The 19922-nt window shown below is 44.2% G+C and carries 17 protein-coding genes and 1 pseudogene; 3 read left to right on the forward strand and 15 right to left on the reverse strand.

Annotated elements, in window-relative coordinates; genetic code table 11:
* On the reverse strand, positions 1-535 hold a 535-nt coding region (locus ACH2DQ_RS06285), incomplete at its 3' end, for an alpha/beta hydrolase (protein ID WP_395026009.1).
* A 1-nt stretch (position 536) separates the two neighbouring features.
* A complete protein-coding gene (locus tag ACH2DQ_RS06290) occupies positions 537-1511 on the reverse strand; it encodes an SseB family protein (protein ID WP_395026011.1) in 975 nt (324 codons plus the stop codon).
* A 284-nt stretch (positions 1512-1795) separates the two neighbouring features.
* Between ACH2DQ_RS06290 and ACH2DQ_RS06295 the strand changes: the two are divergent.
* A pseudogene (locus ACH2DQ_RS06295) lies at positions 1796-2863 on the forward strand (exosporium protein); the annotation flags it as partial.
* A 25-nt stretch (positions 2864-2888) separates the two neighbouring features.
* Here ACH2DQ_RS06295 and ACH2DQ_RS06300 read toward each other — a convergent pair.
* The 10 genes from ACH2DQ_RS06300 to ACH2DQ_RS06345 form a co-directional block, all read right to left on the reverse strand.
* Positions 2889-3347 carry a low molecular weight protein-tyrosine-phosphatase gene (locus ACH2DQ_RS06300; protein ID WP_394915410.1) on the reverse strand — a complete coding sequence of 153 codons (459 nt, stop codon included), beginning with the start codon at positions 3345-3347 and terminating at the stop codon, positions 2889-2891.
* Between the two features lie 39 nt (positions 3348-3386).
* Positions 3387-3746, reverse strand: a complete 360-nt coding sequence (locus ACH2DQ_RS06305; RefSeq protein ID WP_394915411.1) for a nucleotide pyrophosphohydrolase — start codon at positions 3744-3746, stop codon at positions 3387-3389.
* Positions 3747-3758: 12 nt separating this feature from the next.
* Positions 3759-5519, reverse strand: coding sequence for a DUF2075 domain-containing protein (locus ACH2DQ_RS06310; protein ID WP_394915412.1), 1761 nt, complete (start codon positions 5517-5519; stop codon positions 3759-3761).
* Between the two features lie 153 nt (positions 5520-5672).
* Complete coding sequence (locus tag ACH2DQ_RS06315) at positions 5673-7106, reverse strand: sensor histidine kinase (protein WP_394915413.1); 1434 nt, start codon at positions 7104-7106, stop codon at positions 5673-5675.
* 10 nt (positions 7107-7116) lie between these two features.
* Positions 7117-7809, reverse strand: a complete 693-nt coding sequence (locus ACH2DQ_RS06320) for a response regulator transcription factor (protein ID WP_394915414.1) — start codon at positions 7807-7809, stop codon at positions 7117-7119.
* A gap of 133 nt (positions 7810-7942) precedes the next feature.
* Positions 7943-8707 (reverse strand): lantibiotic immunity ABC transporter MutG family permease subunit, encoded by a 765-nt coding sequence (locus tag ACH2DQ_RS06325; protein WP_394915415.1) that lies wholly within the window; start codon positions 8705-8707, stop codon positions 7943-7945.
* Entirely contained in the window at positions 8704-9456 is a 753-nt protein-coding gene (locus tag ACH2DQ_RS06330; RefSeq protein ID WP_394915416.1) for a lantibiotic immunity ABC transporter MutE/EpiE family permease subunit, read from the reverse strand. Before ACH2DQ_RS06330 ends, ACH2DQ_RS06325 begins: the two co-directional genes overlap by 4 nt.
* A complete protein-coding gene (locus ACH2DQ_RS06335) occupies positions 9453-10157 on the reverse strand; it encodes a lantibiotic protection ABC transporter ATP-binding protein (protein ID WP_394915417.1) in 705 nt (234 codons plus the stop codon). Before ACH2DQ_RS06335 ends, ACH2DQ_RS06330 begins: the two co-directional genes overlap by 4 nt.
* Positions 10158-10385: 228 nt before the next feature.
* The gene (locus ACH2DQ_RS06340; protein WP_394915418.1) at positions 10386-11156 is read right to left on the reverse strand and encodes an AIM24 family protein; all 771 of its coding nucleotides are present in this window, start codon (positions 11154-11156) and stop codon (positions 10386-10388) included.
* Between the two features lie 210 nt (positions 11157-11366).
* Positions 11367-11564 (reverse strand): hypothetical protein, encoded by a 198-nt coding sequence (locus ACH2DQ_RS06345; protein ID WP_394915419.1) that lies wholly within the window; start codon positions 11562-11564, stop codon positions 11367-11369.
* Between the two features lie 129 nt (positions 11565-11693).
* On the opposite strand from ACH2DQ_RS06345, the gene ACH2DQ_RS06350 reads away from it, so the two are divergent.
* Both ACH2DQ_RS06350 and ACH2DQ_RS06355 read left to right on the forward strand, forming a co-directional pair.
* The gene (locus ACH2DQ_RS06350; RefSeq protein ID WP_394915420.1) at positions 11694-13109 is read left to right on the forward strand and encodes a recombinase family protein; all 1416 of its coding nucleotides are present in this window, start codon (positions 11694-11696) and stop codon (positions 13107-13109) included.
* A complete protein-coding gene (locus tag ACH2DQ_RS06355; protein WP_395026017.1) occupies positions 13110-14264 on the forward strand; it encodes a hypothetical protein in 1155 nt (384 codons plus the stop codon).
* Between the two features lie 72 nt (positions 14265-14336).
* Here ACH2DQ_RS06355 and ACH2DQ_RS06360 read toward each other — a convergent pair whose 3' ends face one another.
* From ACH2DQ_RS06360 to ACH2DQ_RS06370, 3 genes are all read right to left on the reverse strand, one after another.
* Positions 14337-15779 (reverse strand): phospholipase D family protein, encoded by a 1443-nt coding sequence (locus ACH2DQ_RS06360; protein ID WP_394915422.1) that lies wholly within the window; start codon positions 15777-15779, stop codon positions 14337-14339.
* Positions 15780-15797: 18 nt separating this feature from the next.
* Positions 15798-18920, reverse strand: coding sequence for an AAA family ATPase (locus ACH2DQ_RS06365; protein ID WP_394915423.1), 3123 nt, complete (start codon positions 18918-18920; stop codon positions 15798-15800).
* The coding region (locus tag ACH2DQ_RS06370) for an exonuclease SbcCD subunit D (protein ID WP_395026019.1) at positions 18901-19922 on the reverse strand (1022 nt) is incomplete at its 5' end. The genes ACH2DQ_RS06370 and ACH2DQ_RS06365, both read right to left, overlap by 20 nt.

Below are 19922 nucleotides of genomic sequence, written 5' to 3' on the forward strand. Positions count from 1 at the left end.
GTGGGACAAATTCCTGCCTGTCCCTCGCCATCTGGCAGATCGCTGCCGTCAGGTTACCTCCCGCACTGTCTCCGATAATGGTAATCCGCTCAGGGTCAACATTTAAAATCAACCGGTTCTGATAGACTGCTTTTACAACTGCATAACAGTCCATAAGCCCTGTTGGGAATCGGTGTTCCGGTGCTAGCCTGTATTCTATGGATACCACAACATGACCGGTGCTTTTCGCCATACGGGCGCAGACACGATTATAATTTTCAACGCTTTCCGTAACCCATCCGCCGCCATGGATGAAAATTAAGACCGGACAGGTGTTGCCGCATGTTCCCTCCCCGGTCAATATATTTTCCTCCGGCATATAGATTCTGACCGGCACCTGATAATCGCCATTGTATATCTTATCATCAATTGTCTTATAGAAAACCTTTAACGGGTCAATCGCCTTTAGATTAGCCAGATGCCTGGCTGACTCTATTTCGATTCCACCATAAGACAGCGCCTTCAGTGCCAGTCTGAGCGGTTTATTTATCGCCATTCTATTCTCCTTTGGTATTCAGCTGTCCCTTAACCAGAAGCAGATTAAAGCCCATTGGATTTAAGACAATTCCCTTTGCCTGCTCCACAACAACTTTATTCAGATTCTGAAACGGCATTGCAATCGCCCTGAATTTCTTTTCTTTATTAAATTTATGAAACTCTCCCGGATCTGTGAATACCGGCTGGTAAACATCCCCATTCTCGTATTTCACAAATGGCACCATAATGTTTTTATTATCTCTGGTCAGTTCTTTGGGCTCTTCTTCCCCTTCTTTTAATTCCTGGAACTGGATCGGCACCAGATAGTTGCCTCTTCTTATGTTAACCAGCATCTCTTCTTCTAATTCCCGCAGTCCCTGTTTTTCTTCTTTTTCAACAGGTCTTCTCAACTCCTGCATGAAATAAAGAGCCGTCAGCTGCAGTTCCGGGTTCAATACCGGTATTTTTTCTTTCGATGCATTGGTATAATCCGGCTTTTTACATAATTCTTCCAGCTGGATCTCCAGGGAATTCACCCCGTGGTCAAGTACTACTGCATTCGCTCCCATGGGGAATAAGTTAATATAAAAACCAAGGAACTGATCCTTATTGAATTTAATAATCTGGACCGGATTCTTTTCCTCATTTAATTTTGCTGCTTCCCGCTGAGCAAACTGTTCTCTGGAAAATATGAACACCTGGTCATTAAACGTTTCTTCATCGCAATGAATATAGGGCATATTGGTTCCCTTGGAAAAAAGTACAAACATTTCCTCTAATACTTTCAGTTTTTCCAAAACCACATTATAAAGAAATTTCGATTTTGTCTCGAAAAACTTAAATGCATTTTCATCTTCTTTATTCTGTTCCATTAAAGATCTTCCGGTCTGGCATAAGATAATAATCTCCTGCATGTCCAGCTCTTTATATTTTTCAACCTGAAAGTCATTGCTGACTAATAATTTCTTAAGTTCCTGTTGTCTTTCCTCAGTCATAGTTTTTCCCCTTGCATTTTATTTTATGTGAATATATGCATTTATTATACACTACCATTATAAAAAAGTCAGCATTTATTTGGGAGTTTTGTGGTGGAAAATGGGAATCATGCAATCTTCTATTGAAATTATAGATATAAGATTGACGAAATATCTTGCATATTCTGACAGAAAAACTATTCATTTTCACTACTTTGTGAATCCCTGCATATTTAATAGTACATTGATAATATTTGATTTTATTATTGATGTAACCCAGAATGTAATAAAGGAGTGATCTAGATATGTATAACGATAATCAGCTAAATAGCTTTGATTTACTGCAGGATGTGGGTGCCACAGGACCTACAGGACCTACAGGACCAACTGGACCAACTGGGCCTACAGGACCCACCGGGGCGGATGGCAGTGTTGGCCCCACTGGTGCCACAGGCGCTACCGGCGCTAACGGTTCCACCGGACCTACCGGCGCCAGAGGTGCTACCGGACCAAACGGCGCTACCGGCAATACCGGACCTACCGGCAGCACGGGTGCTACCGGCGCCAATGGTTCCACCGGGCCTACTGGGGTTACCGGCGCTACCGGGGCAAATGGCAGCACAGGACCTACCGGCGCTACCGGCAGTACCGGACCAAACGGCGCTACCGGTACTACCGGGGCCATGGGCAATACCGGTGCTACCGGCGCCAATGGTTCCACCGGACCTACCGGGGTTACTGGTGCTACCGGGGCAAACGGCAGCACGGGACCTACCGGCGCTATCGGGGCTACCGGACCTAACGGAGCAACCGGAAGTACCGGACCGCGAGGTAATACAGGTGTTACCGGCGCAAACGGAACTACCGGTCCCACCGGTACTACGGGTGCTACCGGCGCGAACGGAATCACCGGTCCCACAGGCGCTGCAGGCGCTACCGGGGCTGCAGGAAGCACCGGGGCTACCGGCGCTATCGGCGCTACCGGGCCTACCGGAGCCAATGGAGAAACCGGTGTAACGGGTGCCACCGGTCCCACCGGGTCAAACGGAATCACCGGTCCCACCGGGGCTACCGGAGCAACGGGTGCTGCAGGCGCTACCGGAGGCACCGGACCCATCGGGGCCACCGGACCTACCGGGGCTGACGGAATCACCGGACCTACGGGCGCTACCGGCACAACCGGGTCTACCGGGGCCGATGGGACTGCCGGACCTGCCGGACCAAGCGGAGCTACGGGTGCCACAGGCGCAAATGGACCCGTTGGGCCTACCGGATTAACCGGGGCTACCGGTGCCAATGGTGCCACAGGCGCTACCGGACCCGAAGGGGCAACCGGTGCTACGGGTGCAGACGGTCTTGAGGGTCCTACCGGTACTGCATGATTCGTACAACTGCATTCTATTTTTCTCTTAAAATATATTCCAGCAATCCTTCACAGCCTTCATAAATATCCTCATAAGTCTTGTCAAAATTACCGGTGTACCATGGATCCGCAATATCCCGGGGATTGTCGCTAAAATCCAGGAGTTTATACACCTTTTTATCTCTGTCCTCACCCATAATCCGAATCATATTCCGAATATTAGCCTGTTCCATTCCAATAATATAATCATATTTCTGATAATCTTTTTCAGTCAGGCGAACGGCTCTTTTTCCATCCACTGAAATATTGTACTGCCTTAATTTCTTCCTGGTTCCGGGGTGAACCGGATTACCAGTCTCCTCGCTGCTGGTTGCCGCTGAAGAGATAACGAATAAATCGCTGAGACCTCTTTTTTTAACCATATCCTTAAAAACGAATTCCGCCATAGGGGATCTGCAGATGTTGCCCAGGCAGACGAATAGTATTTTTATCATAAATCTTATAACTCCTTATATCTTGGTTTCTCCATTACTTCATATCTCATTATATTTCAGATTCTTCCCTTTAATCTTCTCCACCGGATACTTCTCACCATTCTTCTGAATCTTCTTCCCTAAAATAACACCCAGATCAATATGATTCATCTGCGCAAACCGCAGAACAAAAAACAAAATATCAGCCAATTCCTCTTCTATATGTTCTCTCTTTTTTTGATCTGTGAAAAACTGCTTCATTTCTTCCTCAGATTTAAACCGAAAAATATCAAGCAGTTCATTAGCCTCTGTGGAAATTCCGATGGCAAGATCTTTGGGATTATGAAACTGGTCCCAATCCCGCGCTTCACAGAAATTTTTAACTATTTCCATTAATTCTTTTACTGTATGTTCATTCATCTTCTAACCTCACTAAATAGCGGCATCTTTCAATGCTTTTCTCAGTTCTTCATCACAGGCATAAATATAAAGTCCGTTCACACCACGTGTCATCAGCACCCTTACCTCATGTTGTATTAATATCTCACCAAACTTTTCTTTTGATCCGTCTGATAAGGTACGATTTTGAATTGCTTTTTTATTACGGCTCTCCATGGGTTCAAATACAATTTCTCCATTGCGGTATTTTACAGAGGGTCCTAATATTACACCTGCATAATTTAAGTCAAACCCCTGAATGGTAAAGGTGGATCCCACTTCATTTACCGTCTGGGGCTGTTCCGCCCAGGACAGCGATTTGATTTTCTTCTTCTGTTTGGGGTCCAGTTCTTTTTCCAATTCATAATTCCAGGGCTTATGCCAGCTTCCAATGCTGACCTCCCAGTATTTCTGGAGTCTGGCATTTGCCCGCTTTTTGCGGCTGTACTCCCAGTCATACGTAGCAATCATTCTGGAGAGTGCAGAGTCTTTTGTAGATACCTTCCTCTGTATCTCCAATTCAAGTTCCTCCGGCTGATCAAAAATTTTAATCTCATAGCCGGTCTGGTCAATGGGAATCTTATAGAGTTTCCGCGCTTTCGTAAAAGCATCAATCCAATGGATGGTTGCTTTATCCGCTGACATTCTTAACTGATTCTTTAACTCTATATAATTATTGTTTTGTTTCGCCATCGTTTTAAAATGATCCAGAACCTGTGCTTCCCAAAACTGCTCGGTAGTCAGGATCTGGTTTTCATCAAATATAACCACCGTCACTTTTGCTCTGTCAATAATATCCTGCAGCTGATTTTTTCCCTGATAGGATTGTTTGCCCTGGGTTAATAATAAATGGGCTTCATCTATAAATGCCACATCCACCGGCTCTTCCGGTATATGGTGATTAATAAATGTTGTGGGTTTACATACCACACCGCCATATTTATCAGTAATGCCAAGCTTCTTGGCAATCTGCTCATATACCATGATCTGCTCATCATGGTTAACCATCATATAGCATTGTAATTGACTCATACCCAGATTCCCTGCTTTTGTAATCAGGTCGTAAAAGGTACCGCTGTTTAATACCGTCTTCCCGGTACCCGCTTCCCCTTCAATAAATATCAGTTGTTTTCTCTGATTCCCCTTCACTGCACGAATCACCTTTTGAATAATTAATTCCTTTGCATGCAATTGTTCCGGAGTCATTTTATGCAAGGGAGATGCCTTAAATATCGCAGAATCTTTGATTTCTGTTTCTGAGGGAAACAGCTTTGGATCCACATTTCTTAAATCACTCCATATATTGTGAAAGATAAGATCCAGTTCCTCAACAGTATAGTACTTATTCTGTGGATTTTGATTTCGATTATGTACTTTTCTAACGCGCTCAATCCCCATCATATAGTGCATTAACCGATTTTCAATATCAAGAGTCAGGGATTTGTTAAAATGCTCATGACCAATCAAAAACAGCCTTGCTCTGTTTTTATGCAGCTGATACTGCCAATTCTTTTCATTATTTGATTCCTTATAATGCTGTTTTGTTCTTTGAATTACGTTATTGGATTCCCCTATATAGACTTCATAATCATTTGACTTCTGCCAGTTATGGATATAGACAGTTGGATAATTCAATATGAGATCCTGCACCTTTTCCGTTTCAACATTTTGCAGTCTTTCTTCAAACTCTTTTAAAGAATCATCATTATCTTCAATTTGAAATATAACTGGTTTTAGATTTTCAATTTTTGTCATAATGTACCTCCATATACTGCCGAAACAGAACATTTAACCATATATTACCACATTTTTATTGAAAATTCATTCCTTTTCTCGCCTTTTCCCAATTCGATAATTTCATCTATAAAAATCTGCCTATAGAACTTTCCCGTTATTCCCATTCACTCATTATGAAAAGATTTTATGGTCAAATACCACGCATGCTCCCCCGGAATTCAAATTACAGACTTTAATTGTACCCCCCAGTAATTCCACTAACTGCCTGGTGATATACAGCCCCAAACCGGAATGTCCGTCTTTGGTTTGCCGGGCTTTATCGCCTCTGTAAAATTTCTCGAATACTCTTTGCATATCTTCCGTACTAAATCCTCTGCCGGAATCCCTGATTTCATAAGAAATATACTGATTTTCAGCTTTAACCGCTATCCATATCTGCCCTCCTGTGGGAGTGTAACGCAGGCTGTTAGCCAATATATTATCCAGTATCCGCCCTAATTTTCCGGGATCTGTCAGAAAAGAGTTCGGAATATCTCCCCGGAGATTTAAACGGATGGAGATTTCTTTTCGTTCCGCCTGGAATTCATAATCATGTACTTTCCGCTCCATAAATTCAGGCAGATCTATCGGAACCAGATTAAGCGGTACAGCAGAACTTTCCAGATCAGATGTATATTGCATTTGCCGCACCAGAGAGACACTTTTTTCAATATTTTCTTCGATGACAGCAAGGTATTGCTGCTGTTCTTCATTCACTTTTGTATCATCAGCCAAAGCTTCTGCGTATGCTTTTATGACAGACAGCGGAGATTTCAGGTCATGTGCCAGTGCCTCCACCATTTCCACCCGTTCCTGTTCCATCCTCCACTGGGCAGACAGGGATTTTTTCAGTTCATCTTTCATTTCTGTGAAAGCAGTGCATAGTTCACCCAGTTCATTTTGAGCATGATAATCTATTTCGAAGTCCAGATTTTTATCTATTATCTGGCGGGAGCCTTCTTTTAAAAGCTGCAGGGGTCTGGTAATATTTTTCGACAGCATCCTGGAAAATAAAATAATAAATGCAATGAAATAGAACAATGGAGACAAAACCACTAAGATAATTGCATAGTTTATCCAGGTATTGCCGTTGTTTGCCGTAGATAAGGTTAATTGATAGGCAAGGGAAACAGCACCTTGTATTTTTCCATAAGCATCAAAAACGGGCACGATACGAATATAATTTCCGGCGATGAGCAGCGTCATATTCAGGCTGTCATAGAGCTGTTCTTTTGTTTCAAATATCCGGTTCGGATATGTGCCATACAAAATATTGCCTTTCTCGTTTACAACCTGATAGGAAAGTCCGGTTCCCTGAATGACATTTTCAAGCCCCTCTTCACTGGCTAGAGACAGAATGTCTGATTTTTTTTCCCGGACATAGTCTGTTATTTTAGGAATCTGCTGTTCATAATAATTCTGTGGGTTGATCTTATTGTTATGTACAGCGTGTTGAAACAGCACGATTGCTCCTCCATAAGTAAGCAGTGCAGCAATTAAACTGGCAATTACAATCAGCACCAGTGTGATGCGAAATTGTACTGTAAGTGAGCGGTTCTTCATCATAATTTCCCTTCTATATTTTATTCCATCTATACCCAATCCCCCAAACCGTGGAAATATAAGGAACTGAAGGCGTGAATGCAGCAAACTTGGTGCGGATATTTTTAATCCGCTCCACTACCGTTGTATCATCCCCCTTAGAATCATATCCCCATACATTTTCATAGATCTGTTCTCTTGAAAAAACCTGCCCCGCATGAAGGGCAAGCAGTTCTACAATTTCATATTCTCTTTTTGTCAGATAAATTTCCTCGTTGCCAATGCAGACAGTCCGCCCCCGTAAATCCAGCGAAAGGCTGCCAAAGTACAGTTTCAGACGCTTATGCTCGGTATTCATATATTGCGATCGTTTCTCTCGCCGTAAATTCGCTTCGATTCGCGCCATTAACTCTCTTAATCCAAAGGGCTTTGTGATATAATCATCCCCTCCAAGCGTCAGACCCTTGATTTTATCCGTTTCCGACTGTTTGGCACTTAAAAACAAAATGGGGCATAGCACATCATTTCGGATAGCATGGCAGACTTCAAAACCGTCTGCTTCCGGCATCATAATGTCCAGGATGATAAGATCCGGCTGTCTCTTAGCAAGTTCTATGCCTTTCCTGCCGTCATCTGCTGTCATTACTTCATGCCCTTTCATTTTTAGTTTTTTCTCCAATAGAGCAGTCAGTTCTCTTTCATCATCTATGATTAATATTTTACTCATCTTTACATCGCCTCCCATACCTATGCATTTCGGACAGGCTTATTACAGCCTGCCCCTATAGTATCCGCCAGTTTTCCCCGTTGGTCAAGTTTATGAAATTATTGGTAACGAACCCGCTTGCGGCAATTAGCCTTTATTCACTTACTTCCCTGCCTTCCCATCTGCTAAACCAGAGCATTCCGCCAGCCAAAAAGAGAAATAGTCCGATTCCGGTGAGGATTAACTCTAATCTTACTATCCCGCCCACTGAAATGCTGACTGCTGACGATCCAGCCTGAAAATAAACTGCTGGTATCATTGACATTTTTACCGGCCAGGACCAGGGAATGATCATCCATATTCTACCTCCAATGCCCGTTGCACCGATCAAAGCCGCCATCAGGATTCCGCCCATACTGATTCCAATGGATGCCCCCATTCCCCATAACAGGCTTACCCACAAATGTATTGCCAGTATGGGAAGTGTTCCCACCACAGCAAGGGCAGCGGCTGGAATAAACATAGAAATATGCTCTCCCTCCGGCATAATCAGCTTCATTCCCAGGCAGAGAAGAAGCGTCGCAATAAACGTGGAGCACATCAGGCAGATTACCAGCATCAGAAACTTTCCCAAATACAACTTCTTCCTGGAAATCTTTGTATTCAGAAAACCTGCAAAATTACCAGCCAGTTCTTCTTCGTGTATCATAAATCCAGATAACATCCCCACTCCTACCGGAATAATGATCGCTGTCCATATGACAAAATAACCTTCATAGACAAACTCAGATGTAATGCCGCTGCTGGCTGACAGATACGCCACTATACAAAGAGCTGCAATTACAGGCATGCAAAAAGTAATCCAGCGAATCGCGGTGCGTTTTGTTTTCAGCCATTCTGATGATAATAATCTGATCAATATATCTCCCTCCTTCTAAACCAAACGCCTGAAATTGCAGTGATGATGATAAGCAGGATCACAGAAACGGCAATTCCTACCGGTATAACAGAAGTGTTAAGCAGCGGATCTCCGGCATTTAGTACGGTGCCGTTGGGATGAATCCCAATAATCGGACACATTAGCCTCGTTGCCAAGGACCAGGGTATCACAAACCAGTAAGATTGAGACGCTGCTATTATCCCTGCAATCATCCCTGCAAATGCGACTCCCATACTGAAAAGTATCCCCTTCCAGACAGCCGCAAAGAGCTGTATGGGAATCAACACCAGAGATGCCAGCCAGCATACGAGACAACCGGTTATAATCTGACTTATGGGTATCTCACCTTTTGAAAAGAGAAGTATCGGAATCATTACGGAGATAAACAGTACCAGTGTTGAAAAGAAGCTGTGCACTGCCATAGCTGCCACCTTATGCATCCAGAAAACCGAGGGCGAAATATCATGTACCAGAAGTGCGCGGTAATTACCAGTCTTCTTTTCCTGTGCGGCTGCCATGCTGCCGAACAGCCCCATACCAAGGGGAAGAAATATCATTGGCCACCAGTTAAAAACTAATACCAGGATTCCTTTAAAGGAGTCAGAAAGAGATGGTATCAGCAATCTGATCACAATGGAATAGAGTGCAAAAAACAATGGAATCCATATAATCAGCTTTCTGATCAATGTTCTTCTATATTTTAACAATTCAGATTTCAAACCATTCATCCTGCTTTTCCCCCTTTGAGAATGACATCCGTAAAAAATGCTTCCAGATCTTCATCAGGATCAGGAATCCCCTGAAATAAAAGCCTGCCTCCGCTGATGATTCCGATTTTATCCACAACCTGGGCAACTTCCGATAAAATGTGGCTGGAAAGAATAACTGTAATCCCCTTTTCAGGCAGAGAAGAAATGAATTCACGCAATTCCTGAATTCCAAAGGGATCAAGCCCATTAGTGGGTTCATCCAGAATGAGTAATTCCGGATGATTCAGCAGGGCTGTCGCAATTCCCAGCCGCTGTTTCATTCCCATTGAAAACTGGGATGCTTTCTTTTTCCCGGTATCTTTTAAATCAACTGTTTTCAGCACTTCGTGAATCTTATCATTTGGGATTCCAAGAAGCCTTGTATGTACCAGTAAATTTTCTTCTGCCGTAAGATTTCCATATAGCGCTGGCGCCTCAATCAGGGCACCTATTTGGGCAAGCGCTTCCCGCTTCCAGGGCTTTCCCTTGAAGATAATCTGCCCTTCTGTGGGTCTTAGAAGCCCAACAATCATTTTAAGTGTTGTAGACTTTCCTGCTCCGTTTGGTCCCAGAAGACCATAAATACTATTTTTCTCAATCTGCAGGGAGATATTGCTGGCTGCCACTTGATCGCCAAATCGTTTTGATAAATTTTTTGTTTCCAAAATTAAATTTTCCATGTGATCATCCTTTCCTGTAATAGTTTCATCTCATACTGGTCTATTACGGAAATCATCTTAGCATATAAAAATAACGTTTCTATAACGCACTTCAATATTTCTTTTTCCTTTTCTAAATTCAATGAAAGTACACGAAGCGACAGCATTCTGCAAACGAAAAAGCACATCCCCTCAGATGTGCTTTCTACATATATTTATATTCATTATTTTAATTCATTGTCTTTTATCTTAAGCAATTCCTTTGTCAACCGGTGCCATCAGTACTTTTCCCGTACCACGGTAAACATTCACAAGTCCTTCTCCGGAAGCAGCAGAGCCGATCAGTGTTTTTCCGGAACGCTCAACTGTGAAATCCAGGCTGCCGCTCCATGCAATCGCCATGTTTCCATCGATTTTCAGTACATCGTTATTTAAGGTAATCTCGATCAGTTCTTCCCTTGGAGACGGAGATTCCAGGCACAACACACCGGCACCATTTACACTGAGATTAAAAAGCCCTTCATTTCCGGCTACCGCCGAAGAAAGATTTGACCTCATTACTGCCTTATGTTTTAAATTAGAGTCACAGGCTAAAAATAAGCCATCGTCCAGAACGATAGAGCCATTCCAATCCTGAACATCAATTAGTAAAGTATGCTTGTAAGTAGGCTCCAGAACTAAGGTGCCATCTCCGGTATATTCCGGCTTAATAGCGGATTCACCGGTAACTTTTCCACGCACGGCTTTGCTGAACAGATCACCCACGCCTTTAATTCCGGTTGTGGCATTGACATTACCGACCATCCACTGCATTGCTCCAGCCTGAAGCGTAATATTTGCTTTGGTCATATCACAGATTACCTGTCTTTTGCGAATATTCATAGCATTGCAGAAATATGCCATCTGTGCATCCGACGGCATTACACTCAAATCACGCTCATACTCAATTACTGTAAATGGACCCATTGACCCCAGAGTTTTAATATCATCATTTTCTGTTAAATTTGAAATACTGTACATATAAAATCCTCCTGATTTTCCTGATGCTGCATTTTCATGTTATTTGAAATATCTCGTCACTGCGTTCTTATGTTCCGATTATAACAAAATTTTACCTGCAACACAATTTATTTATTGTGTTTATTAATGACTTGTAAAATAATTAATTTTGCTATATCACAACTTTTATGCTTATCATATGATTATTTGTATGTATCAGCATTTCTTGTTTTATAAAAGTTCATAGTCAACTTTTACCTGCTCCTGCTCTTCCAGAAGGGCGATCAGCAATTGTAATACGCGCGCTGGATCCGGGAGTTTCTCATGTTGATCCCCAAATACAGGCTTTCCCTGGTCCGGACGCTCTGCTTCATGTTTCTCTAATACAAGCTCATCCTCATTAAATTTATTTAAATAAACATTTCCCAATATTCCCTGCACTCCGTCTTGATCTCATCCCTATAAATTATGCTTCCTCCATAATCCTGTTACAGCACATAAGCACACATAAACCATTGCTATTTTTCATAAATTGCTTAACATAAGGAGGGATGTAAAATGATGCCAGAAAAATCCCAGCCTGTTACACGCTGTGCACTTTATATCCGGGTATCTTCATCCGAACAGGCCATGCATGGAAAATCCCTGGAGGCTCAAAGAATGTGCCTGGAAGCACACGCTGAAAAAAATTCGTATATAATAGCAGGCATATATGCAGATGAGGGAAAGACTGCCAGGAAGGAGTTAAAAAAAAGAAAAGCAATTCACGCTCTGCTGGAAGCAGTAAAAAAGGACGAGATCGATGTAATATTATTCTGGAAAATGGACAGGTGGTTTCGAAATGTATCAGACTTTTATAAAGTCCAGGAAGTTCTGGACCAACACCATGTAACATGGTATGCCGTTGCCGAACCTAACATGAACCTGGAAACCAGAGATGGACGACTGAACTTGAATATCATGCTGTCTATCGGACAAAATGAAGTAGACACCACATCCGAAAGAATTAAATTTGTAAATGAGGCTTCTGTCTCTCAGGGCAGATTAATATTCGGCAAATGCTCCATGCCCTATGGTTATACTTCCCAGAGTATAAATGGAATAAAAAAAATGGTAATTGATCAGGAGAAAGAAGCAATAGTCCACGAATGGGCACGTTTTTTTCAGATGTCCCAAAGCAAACGCTCCACGGTAGAACACATCCGAAAAAATTATGATGAAACCTTTACCTATGATATCATGAACAGCATGTTGAAAAGTGAATTTTATATCGGTAAATACAGAGATAACACCTCATATTGCGAACCATACTTTTCAGCCGAAACTTGGGCTATAATTCAAAAAACAGCAACCCGGAATGTAAGAAAACCAGCCGGTAAACGAGTGTACCTTTTTACAGGTTTGATAAAATGTCCATATTGCGGCAGATCACTGTCCGCTTCCTATACCACAAGGGTTCTGTATCAAAAAACAGGTGCAAAAAAAACATATATTTACTACCGCTGTTCCTATGGAACAAACAATAAACTGCACAAAATCAATCCGCTGAATGAAGCAAAGATAGAATTATATTTATTGGAACACTTATTAAGGAAATATGACTGCTGCAAAACTAAGTGTATTCATATAAAAACACACAAAAAGACAAAATCAATAGCTAGTCCCGATAAAATTAATAAGGAAATAGAGCGGTTAAATTTTCTCTTCCAAAAAAGCAGAATCGGTCTGGAAAAATACGAACAAGAATATAGCAGTCTCATACAGCAGCTTCATGTATTAGAGCTGATTTCCAGCGAAACTCATTCGGAAGAAAATGACAGTTCCGAATTAGAAAGGATTATAAACTGCGGCTTTCAAGAAATCTATCATACACTGGGCAGGCAGGGAAAGCAGCGATTCTGGCATCATCTTATTAAAAAAATTATCATCAATCAAAAGAACGACATCCTATCTGTTGAATTTAACTCTGTTTAATTGTGTTGTACGAATCCATGTGTACCTACCGGGCCTACTGGTAATACGGGTGCTGACGGCGCTACCGGTCCCACGGGAGCTGCCGGACCAACCGGAGCTGACGGGGCTGTCGGCGCTACCGGCCCAACGGGGACTGCCGGACCTGCAGGCAGAACGGGAGCCACCGGACCGACTGGTGCCACTGGCGCTGACGGGGCTACTGGTGTGGCAGGTGCTACCGGCAATACGGGCGCTACCGGCGCTACCGGTGATGCTGGCGCTACCGGCGCTGTTGGTCCTGCCGGAGCCACGGGCGCCAATGGCGTAACCGGCGCTACTGGAGCCACCGGACCTACCGGTGCGGATGGCGGGGATGGACCAACGGGTGCTACCGGCGCTACCGGCGCGGATGGTGCTGCAGGTCCTACCGGCGCTGTTGGCGCTACAGGTCCTACCGGCGCCAATGGCGTTACTGGCGCTACCGGCGCTACCGGCGCTACCGGCGCCAATGGAATAACCGGTCCTACCGGGGCCACAGGAGCCGCTGGTGCTACTGGCGCAGATGGTGCTACCGGGGCTGTTGGTCCCACAGGTGCTACGGGATTGGCTGGTGCTGCCGGTGCTACTGGCGCTACCGGCGCAACGGGCGCAAACGGCGCTACCGGTCCTACCGGAGCCGTTGGTGCCACTGGTCCTACCGGAACTGCAGGAACGAATGGAAATACCGGCGCTACCGGCAATACGGGTGCCACCGGCGCAACGGGACCTACCGGTCCAACACCTACCCAGACAAATGCAAGATATACGGTAACTTCAGCTTCTTTAACAAATAATGCAGCGATTGCCTTCGGTGTTGTTTTCAATAACGGCACGGATATCACTGCACCTACGACAACTACGTTTCAGTTAGCTGCAGGCCATGTTTATTCCGTATCCTATATTGTGAACGCCACCGTTACTTTAGCTGGATTTATAGGAGTAACACCTCAGGTAAACGGAACCTCCCAGTCGGACTTTGTAACAAACAGCACCTCCACACTATCAGCTACAAACCCTGGCGTATCGGGAACCTTCCTGATTAACGCTGCTTCGGTTACAACACTGAGCTTTTTATTTAACTCCTCTCTGACGGCTACTGCTCCACATGGTGCAATATCAATCGTAGAGTTATCATAACAGCTTTTTAAAAAGAAAGGGCGCTGATCACGATGGGTAACCATCTGTGATTAGCGCCCTGTTATGTTCTTATCAGATCATTACCCGAAAAGGCCCAAGTACAACTCCCAATACCTTCCAGATCACTTTTTTAATAAACGGTACCTCGGCAACTTTGATATGCGCCGGAGTCTCATAAGTGTCTTTATCAATTACTTTTCTGGCGTCCTCCTGCAGTCTATCCATATACCCCTCTAATTGCCGGTTCAGCTCTTTACTGTCCACGACCAGCATTAGTTCCGTATCTACATAAGTGCTCCGAAGATCCAGATTATAGGATCCCACAATGGATATATTATCGTCTATTAAGATGGATTTCCCATGATAGGACTCACCTCCGTCATACTCATAAATCTGCACTCCGGTATCAATGATTCTGCCTTTATTCTTCAGATAATCCGATGATGCAACAATGTTATCGCCATTTTCCACCGAATTGATCAGCATGGTGAAATCCACGCCGGTAGCACTGATATCTCTCATTCCCTGATACATATCATCGCTTAAAACCGCGTAAGGGGTATGCAGAACTACCCGTTCTTTGGCGTGTGACATCAATTGCTGCATTTCATACCATGCCGTAGGTTCTTTTCCGTAGATATCCTTGGGGTTGGAAACCAGCGTTGCCTTATTGACCGGAACGGTTATCTGATCAAAATAATCGTCTTTGGCAAATAGCTCCGGTTTTTGTTTCTTGAGATCCAGATAGTGCTGTTTTAAAGCTGCCACTTCTGCTTTTACGCCATCCTTTTCCTGAAGCTTGCTGTCAGAATGAAAAACCCTGCAGTACTTGTAATCCCACATTTCATTGAAATAAGATTCCAGTTCAGACAACGAACTTTCTGTTGTCCGCTCTGTCCCTGCAGCTGTATTATAAATGAAGACTTCCCTGTCCAGGCTCTTGTCATCTTCGATGTAATTTCCCAGAAAATAATCAAAAGTATTTCTGCCTCCTAAAAGATAATACCGGTCATCCACAATCAGGTATTTATCGTGCATTCTTCCGTGAAAGGTCCAGGGTTTTGCCGGATTTGGCATATTATAAATCCGAACCTCTACGCCGGGGTGGCTGGAAACTGCATAAAAAAGATCTTTCCCTTCCATTCGGATTAAGCCGCTGATTCCGTCTACCAGAATCTGAACTTTCACCCCCCTGTCAGCTGCATTTAAGATCATCGCCAGCACATCCGTGGTACTGTATCCGGGCCGCATATCAAAGGTGGATAAAATGATCCGCTCCTTCGCCTGTTCAATCATTCGGATTCGGTCATCCAGCGCATCCATGCTGTCTTCTACGATATATGCCCGGTCTACCGACAGGGTATCGGAATAATATTTATCTACACTGGAACTCATTTTATAATCCGCACCGACTTTTTTGATTACCATAAAAGGTGCCATCATCCCAATAATGAGATACAAAATAATGGCTGCAATGGCAATGATCAACCAGTATCTCCTAAAAAATAGCTTCATTCTATAATCCTTCTTCCTCTACAAATGCTCTATCTCAACCTTGCTCCCACTGATTCCGCTTTGTGCCGGACTTACGATCAGCCGCACCGGAACCCTTGCCTTCACCGATTCCACATGAGAAATAATTCCTACCTTTAGGTGCTCATTGTGAATCCGTTCCAGAGATGTCATAACTACATCCAGAAGATTTTCGTCCAGAGAACCAAACCCTTCATCCAGAAAAAACAGTTCCAGCGGTGCGGTTCCCTTAAGCTGGATTTCTTCCGACAGAGACAACGCCAGGGCGAGAGATGTGACAAAAGTCTCCCCTCCGGAAAGCGTTGCCGGTGCCCTTAGAACACCTCCGTTTTTATTATCCCGGATCACAAACTCCCCTTCCTGGTTCGTTTCTAGCTCGTAATTGCCGTTTGTAATCTCTGAAAGCCGTCTGGATGCACTTCTGGAGATATACTTCAGCCGCTCAGCAGCCATATATTCCACAAAGCGTTTGCCCCGGCTGACTCCTTTTAAGTCTTCCAGAATACCGATCTGATGTTCTACGCCGTCCAGTTCTCCCCGGAGTTTTTTCTTCTTCTCCAGGTTCCCTCTGATGCTTTTTACCTGCTGTTTCCATTCTCCCAGCTGCTCCTTTTGTTTGTTCAGGGCAGCCTCAAGTTCCCGGCATCTGGCATTTAATTCCTTTGTTTCTGCTTCCGATACAGTTCTGCCATTCAGCTTTTCTCCCGTTTCCTTTATTTTAGATGAACATTCCCGTATCTCATTATAATAATTTTCAATGGAGTTTTTCAGCTCCTCATACCGCTCTTTGTCTAAAACGGCATTTTTAACATCTTCTATATTTTCAAAATCCAGACGATCCAGTTCCTGATTCAGTCTTTCCTCCGATTTTAAGCGTGCATTTTTATTCCCTTCAAGCTGTCCCTGCAGTTGGTCTGACTGCTGCTTGATCACCTGGCTTTCCTCCGCTGCCTGCTGGAATTCCAACCTGCATCTTTCATAGTGATTCAATAGAAAAGCCAGTTCTTTTTCCAGTAATCCTACACAGGTTTCCGGATTAATGTCATCACCGATTTTTTCCGCAACAAGTCTCTTCTTCTCCTGAATGCTGCTCTCAAGAGGTGCCAGTTCCAGCTGTATTTTATTTGCAGCCTCTTTTGCTGCATTCATATCCGCCTGAATTTCCTTCAGCAGATCCTGGCTGCTGCTCAGTGACTTTCTTGCGGTCTGTAGCTGCTCTTCTTTTTCTTCCCGGTCTTTCTCCAGTTTCTGCAAACGTTTCTTTTCTTCTTTAAATTCCAGAATCCCAGTCTGAACCTGTAACTCCAGCAATAATGCATTCTGCGTTTCCCAGCTGCCCTCCGCTTTTTTCATTTCCTCCTGCAGCTCATTTAGATTACGTGAGAGAAGATTCAGGATGCCTGTCTGACTGTCCTTTTTCCGTTCCAGCTTTTGGATTTCCCCATTGCATTTGTCCAGCATTTCCTCCAGCTCTTCTACCCGGTTCGCTTCTAACTGGTTCGCTTCTAACTGGTTCGCTTCTACCCGGTTTTCTTCTCCCGGCAGAATCCCGGCTTTTTGTTCGGTCTCTTTTCCCGGCTCATGGTGAATCGCTCCGCAGACGGGGCAAGGGGTTCCTTCCTTAAGTTCTCTGCGAAGTAGGACGATTTGCTTTTCCCGGATATCCGCTTTTAGTTTCGTCAGCTGTTCTGCAATCTGCTGTCTTTCCTTTTCTTTTTCCGTTAACATTCCATCGGTTTTCTTTGCCGCTGTTTCTTCTTTTTGAAACTCTTTTATCCCGGCTTTCTGCTTCTTCTTGATATTATCTAAGTCCACTTTTGATGTATATACAGTCTCACTCTGATGAATACCATGGTCAATCTGATCCCGGTATATTGCGGATATTTTTAATTCCTGAAGACTGTTATCCAACTCCTGGATGATCTGGCTTTCTTTTTCCTCTCTCTGTATCAGAATTTCTTGTTTCTGCTCTAAACTTTTCAACTGCTTCTGCTGAAAGGATAGCCTATTTTGCAGCTCCTGCTGTTTATCCATCATTTCCGGAAGCTCTTTCCACTGCTCCCATGCCTCTTTGGCACTCTGCAGCTTTAAGCGGATGCCATTCTCCTCTTCTTCCCTTTGCCCGGCAACCTTCTGAAACGCCTCCTCCTTCTCCTTCTTCTCCCCATTGACAGCTTCCAGACGGTTCATCCATTCCTGGATCTGATCCTGCAGCAGTTTTTCCTGATTCGCCAGTTCTTCATAGGATGCCAGCATAGGCACAATCCCATCTGCCCTGACCGCGGCGTCCCGTCTCTCTTTCATCTGCTCTATTTCTTCTGACTGTCTCGTCAGTTCACTAAGCTTTTGTTCCTGTTCTTCCCGCTCCTTCATTAAGAGCCGGACAGTCTGATAATCTTTGTATTTTTCTTTTGCTTCATGAGACTCTTTTTCTGTCTGTTCCAGAAGCTGCCTGCCCTCTTCCTGCTGCCTGATACGCTGCTCCAGCAGTTCTTCGCTGGCAAGTGCATAGGCTTCCATCTGTCCCTGGATATTCATCCGTTTTGCCTTCTCTTCATTCAAAGCACCGTTTAACTTTTCTTCCAGGCCTTTTCCGTATTCTTCCAGTCGGAATAAGCGCTCCAGAATTTCTCTCCGGTCCTTGCCGCTGACTTTTAAAAATTCACTGAACTTTCCCTGCGGCAATACAACTGTCCGCATAAAATCATCAGCAGTCAGACCAATAATATCCGCACAGGCACGGTCTACCCCTTTGACGGAATCCTCCAGAATAACTTCTTCCTCTGTCACATCCACCAGTTTACATTTTCCAGCTTTCGTTCCCTGGGCCGTCAGCTTAAATTCCCGTTCCACCCGGTAACGCATTGCCCTCACTCCGGTCACCTGGAACTCATAACTCACGCCGGCGCTCTGGCAGTTCTTGTTAATAAATTCATTCGTTCCCCTGGACATGGCCTTTATTCCGTACAATGCCAGTATCATTCCATCCAGTATGGTAGATTTTCCGCTTCCCGTGGGACCGAAGATTCCAAAGAATCCACGTTTACAAAGCTCAGTAAAGTCAATCGTCTGCTCTTCCACAAAGCTGTTCAGCCCCCGTATCTTAAGTCTGATCGGTCTCATGTTCCACATCCTTTCCCAATAACCCTAATAATACTTCCATGGTTTCTTCCGGAATCGGGATCCCCCGTTCATGAAGGTAAAATTCCTGGAACAACTCATGAAACGGCCGTTCAAGATACCGCTCGGCCCCATCTTCCCTCTGCATTTCCGGGAAAATCGGATGTATTTCCAGGATATCTTCTTTTAATAGCTTCATCTGCTTGATCTCATCTTCCAGAATCGCACGACCCGTTTCAATCTCCAGATAAACCCAGCAGACTTTCTCTGCATTTTCCCGGCACAGGTCAACTGCATCTGCCACACTTTTGCAGCGCCATACTTCAATGGGCTTATATTGCTTCAAAGGGATCGATGTGATCTCTGCGCCTTTTTTGGCACTTACATCAACCAGAAGCACCTGCTTTTGATATGCCTCTTCCCCCCGGTGATACTGCAGCGGCGCCCCGCTGTAACGGGCAGTGTGGTTTCCAGGCACTACCTGAGGCTTGTGAATATGCCCAAGGGCAATATAATGGGCCTTTGCAGGGAAAATATCCCCGCCTACGATATAGCTGCCTCCCAGCTGGATGCTTCTCTCTGACCCGCCCTCCACACTGTTCATAACAAACAAATGAGATACGATTAGATTCACCGTATCCTCTCGAAAATACCCTTCTAAAGAGTTAAAAAGCTCCTTCATCCGCTCTCCATAAGTAAGCAGACGCTCCTCATCCGTATCCATATCACCATAAAGTACCTCATTTAGCCGCTTCTCGCTTGGAAATGGAATCGTAAGTATTACCGCTTTCTCCCCACCTATATCTATCTCAATATATCCCTCTTTGGAATCCGTGACCTGATGTTGTCCGTACTTCCCTGCTGGTATCACCGTTTTGGGAGTCCCTACCATAATAACTCCATGATCCATTGCCAGCGGCGTGGCGGCTACCAGACGCTGTGGATTGTCATGGTTACCGGCAATGACCACCGTGATCCTTTTTCCCTCACCCGAAATCTTTTTCA

The organism is Robinsoniella sp. (assembly GCF_034124845.1).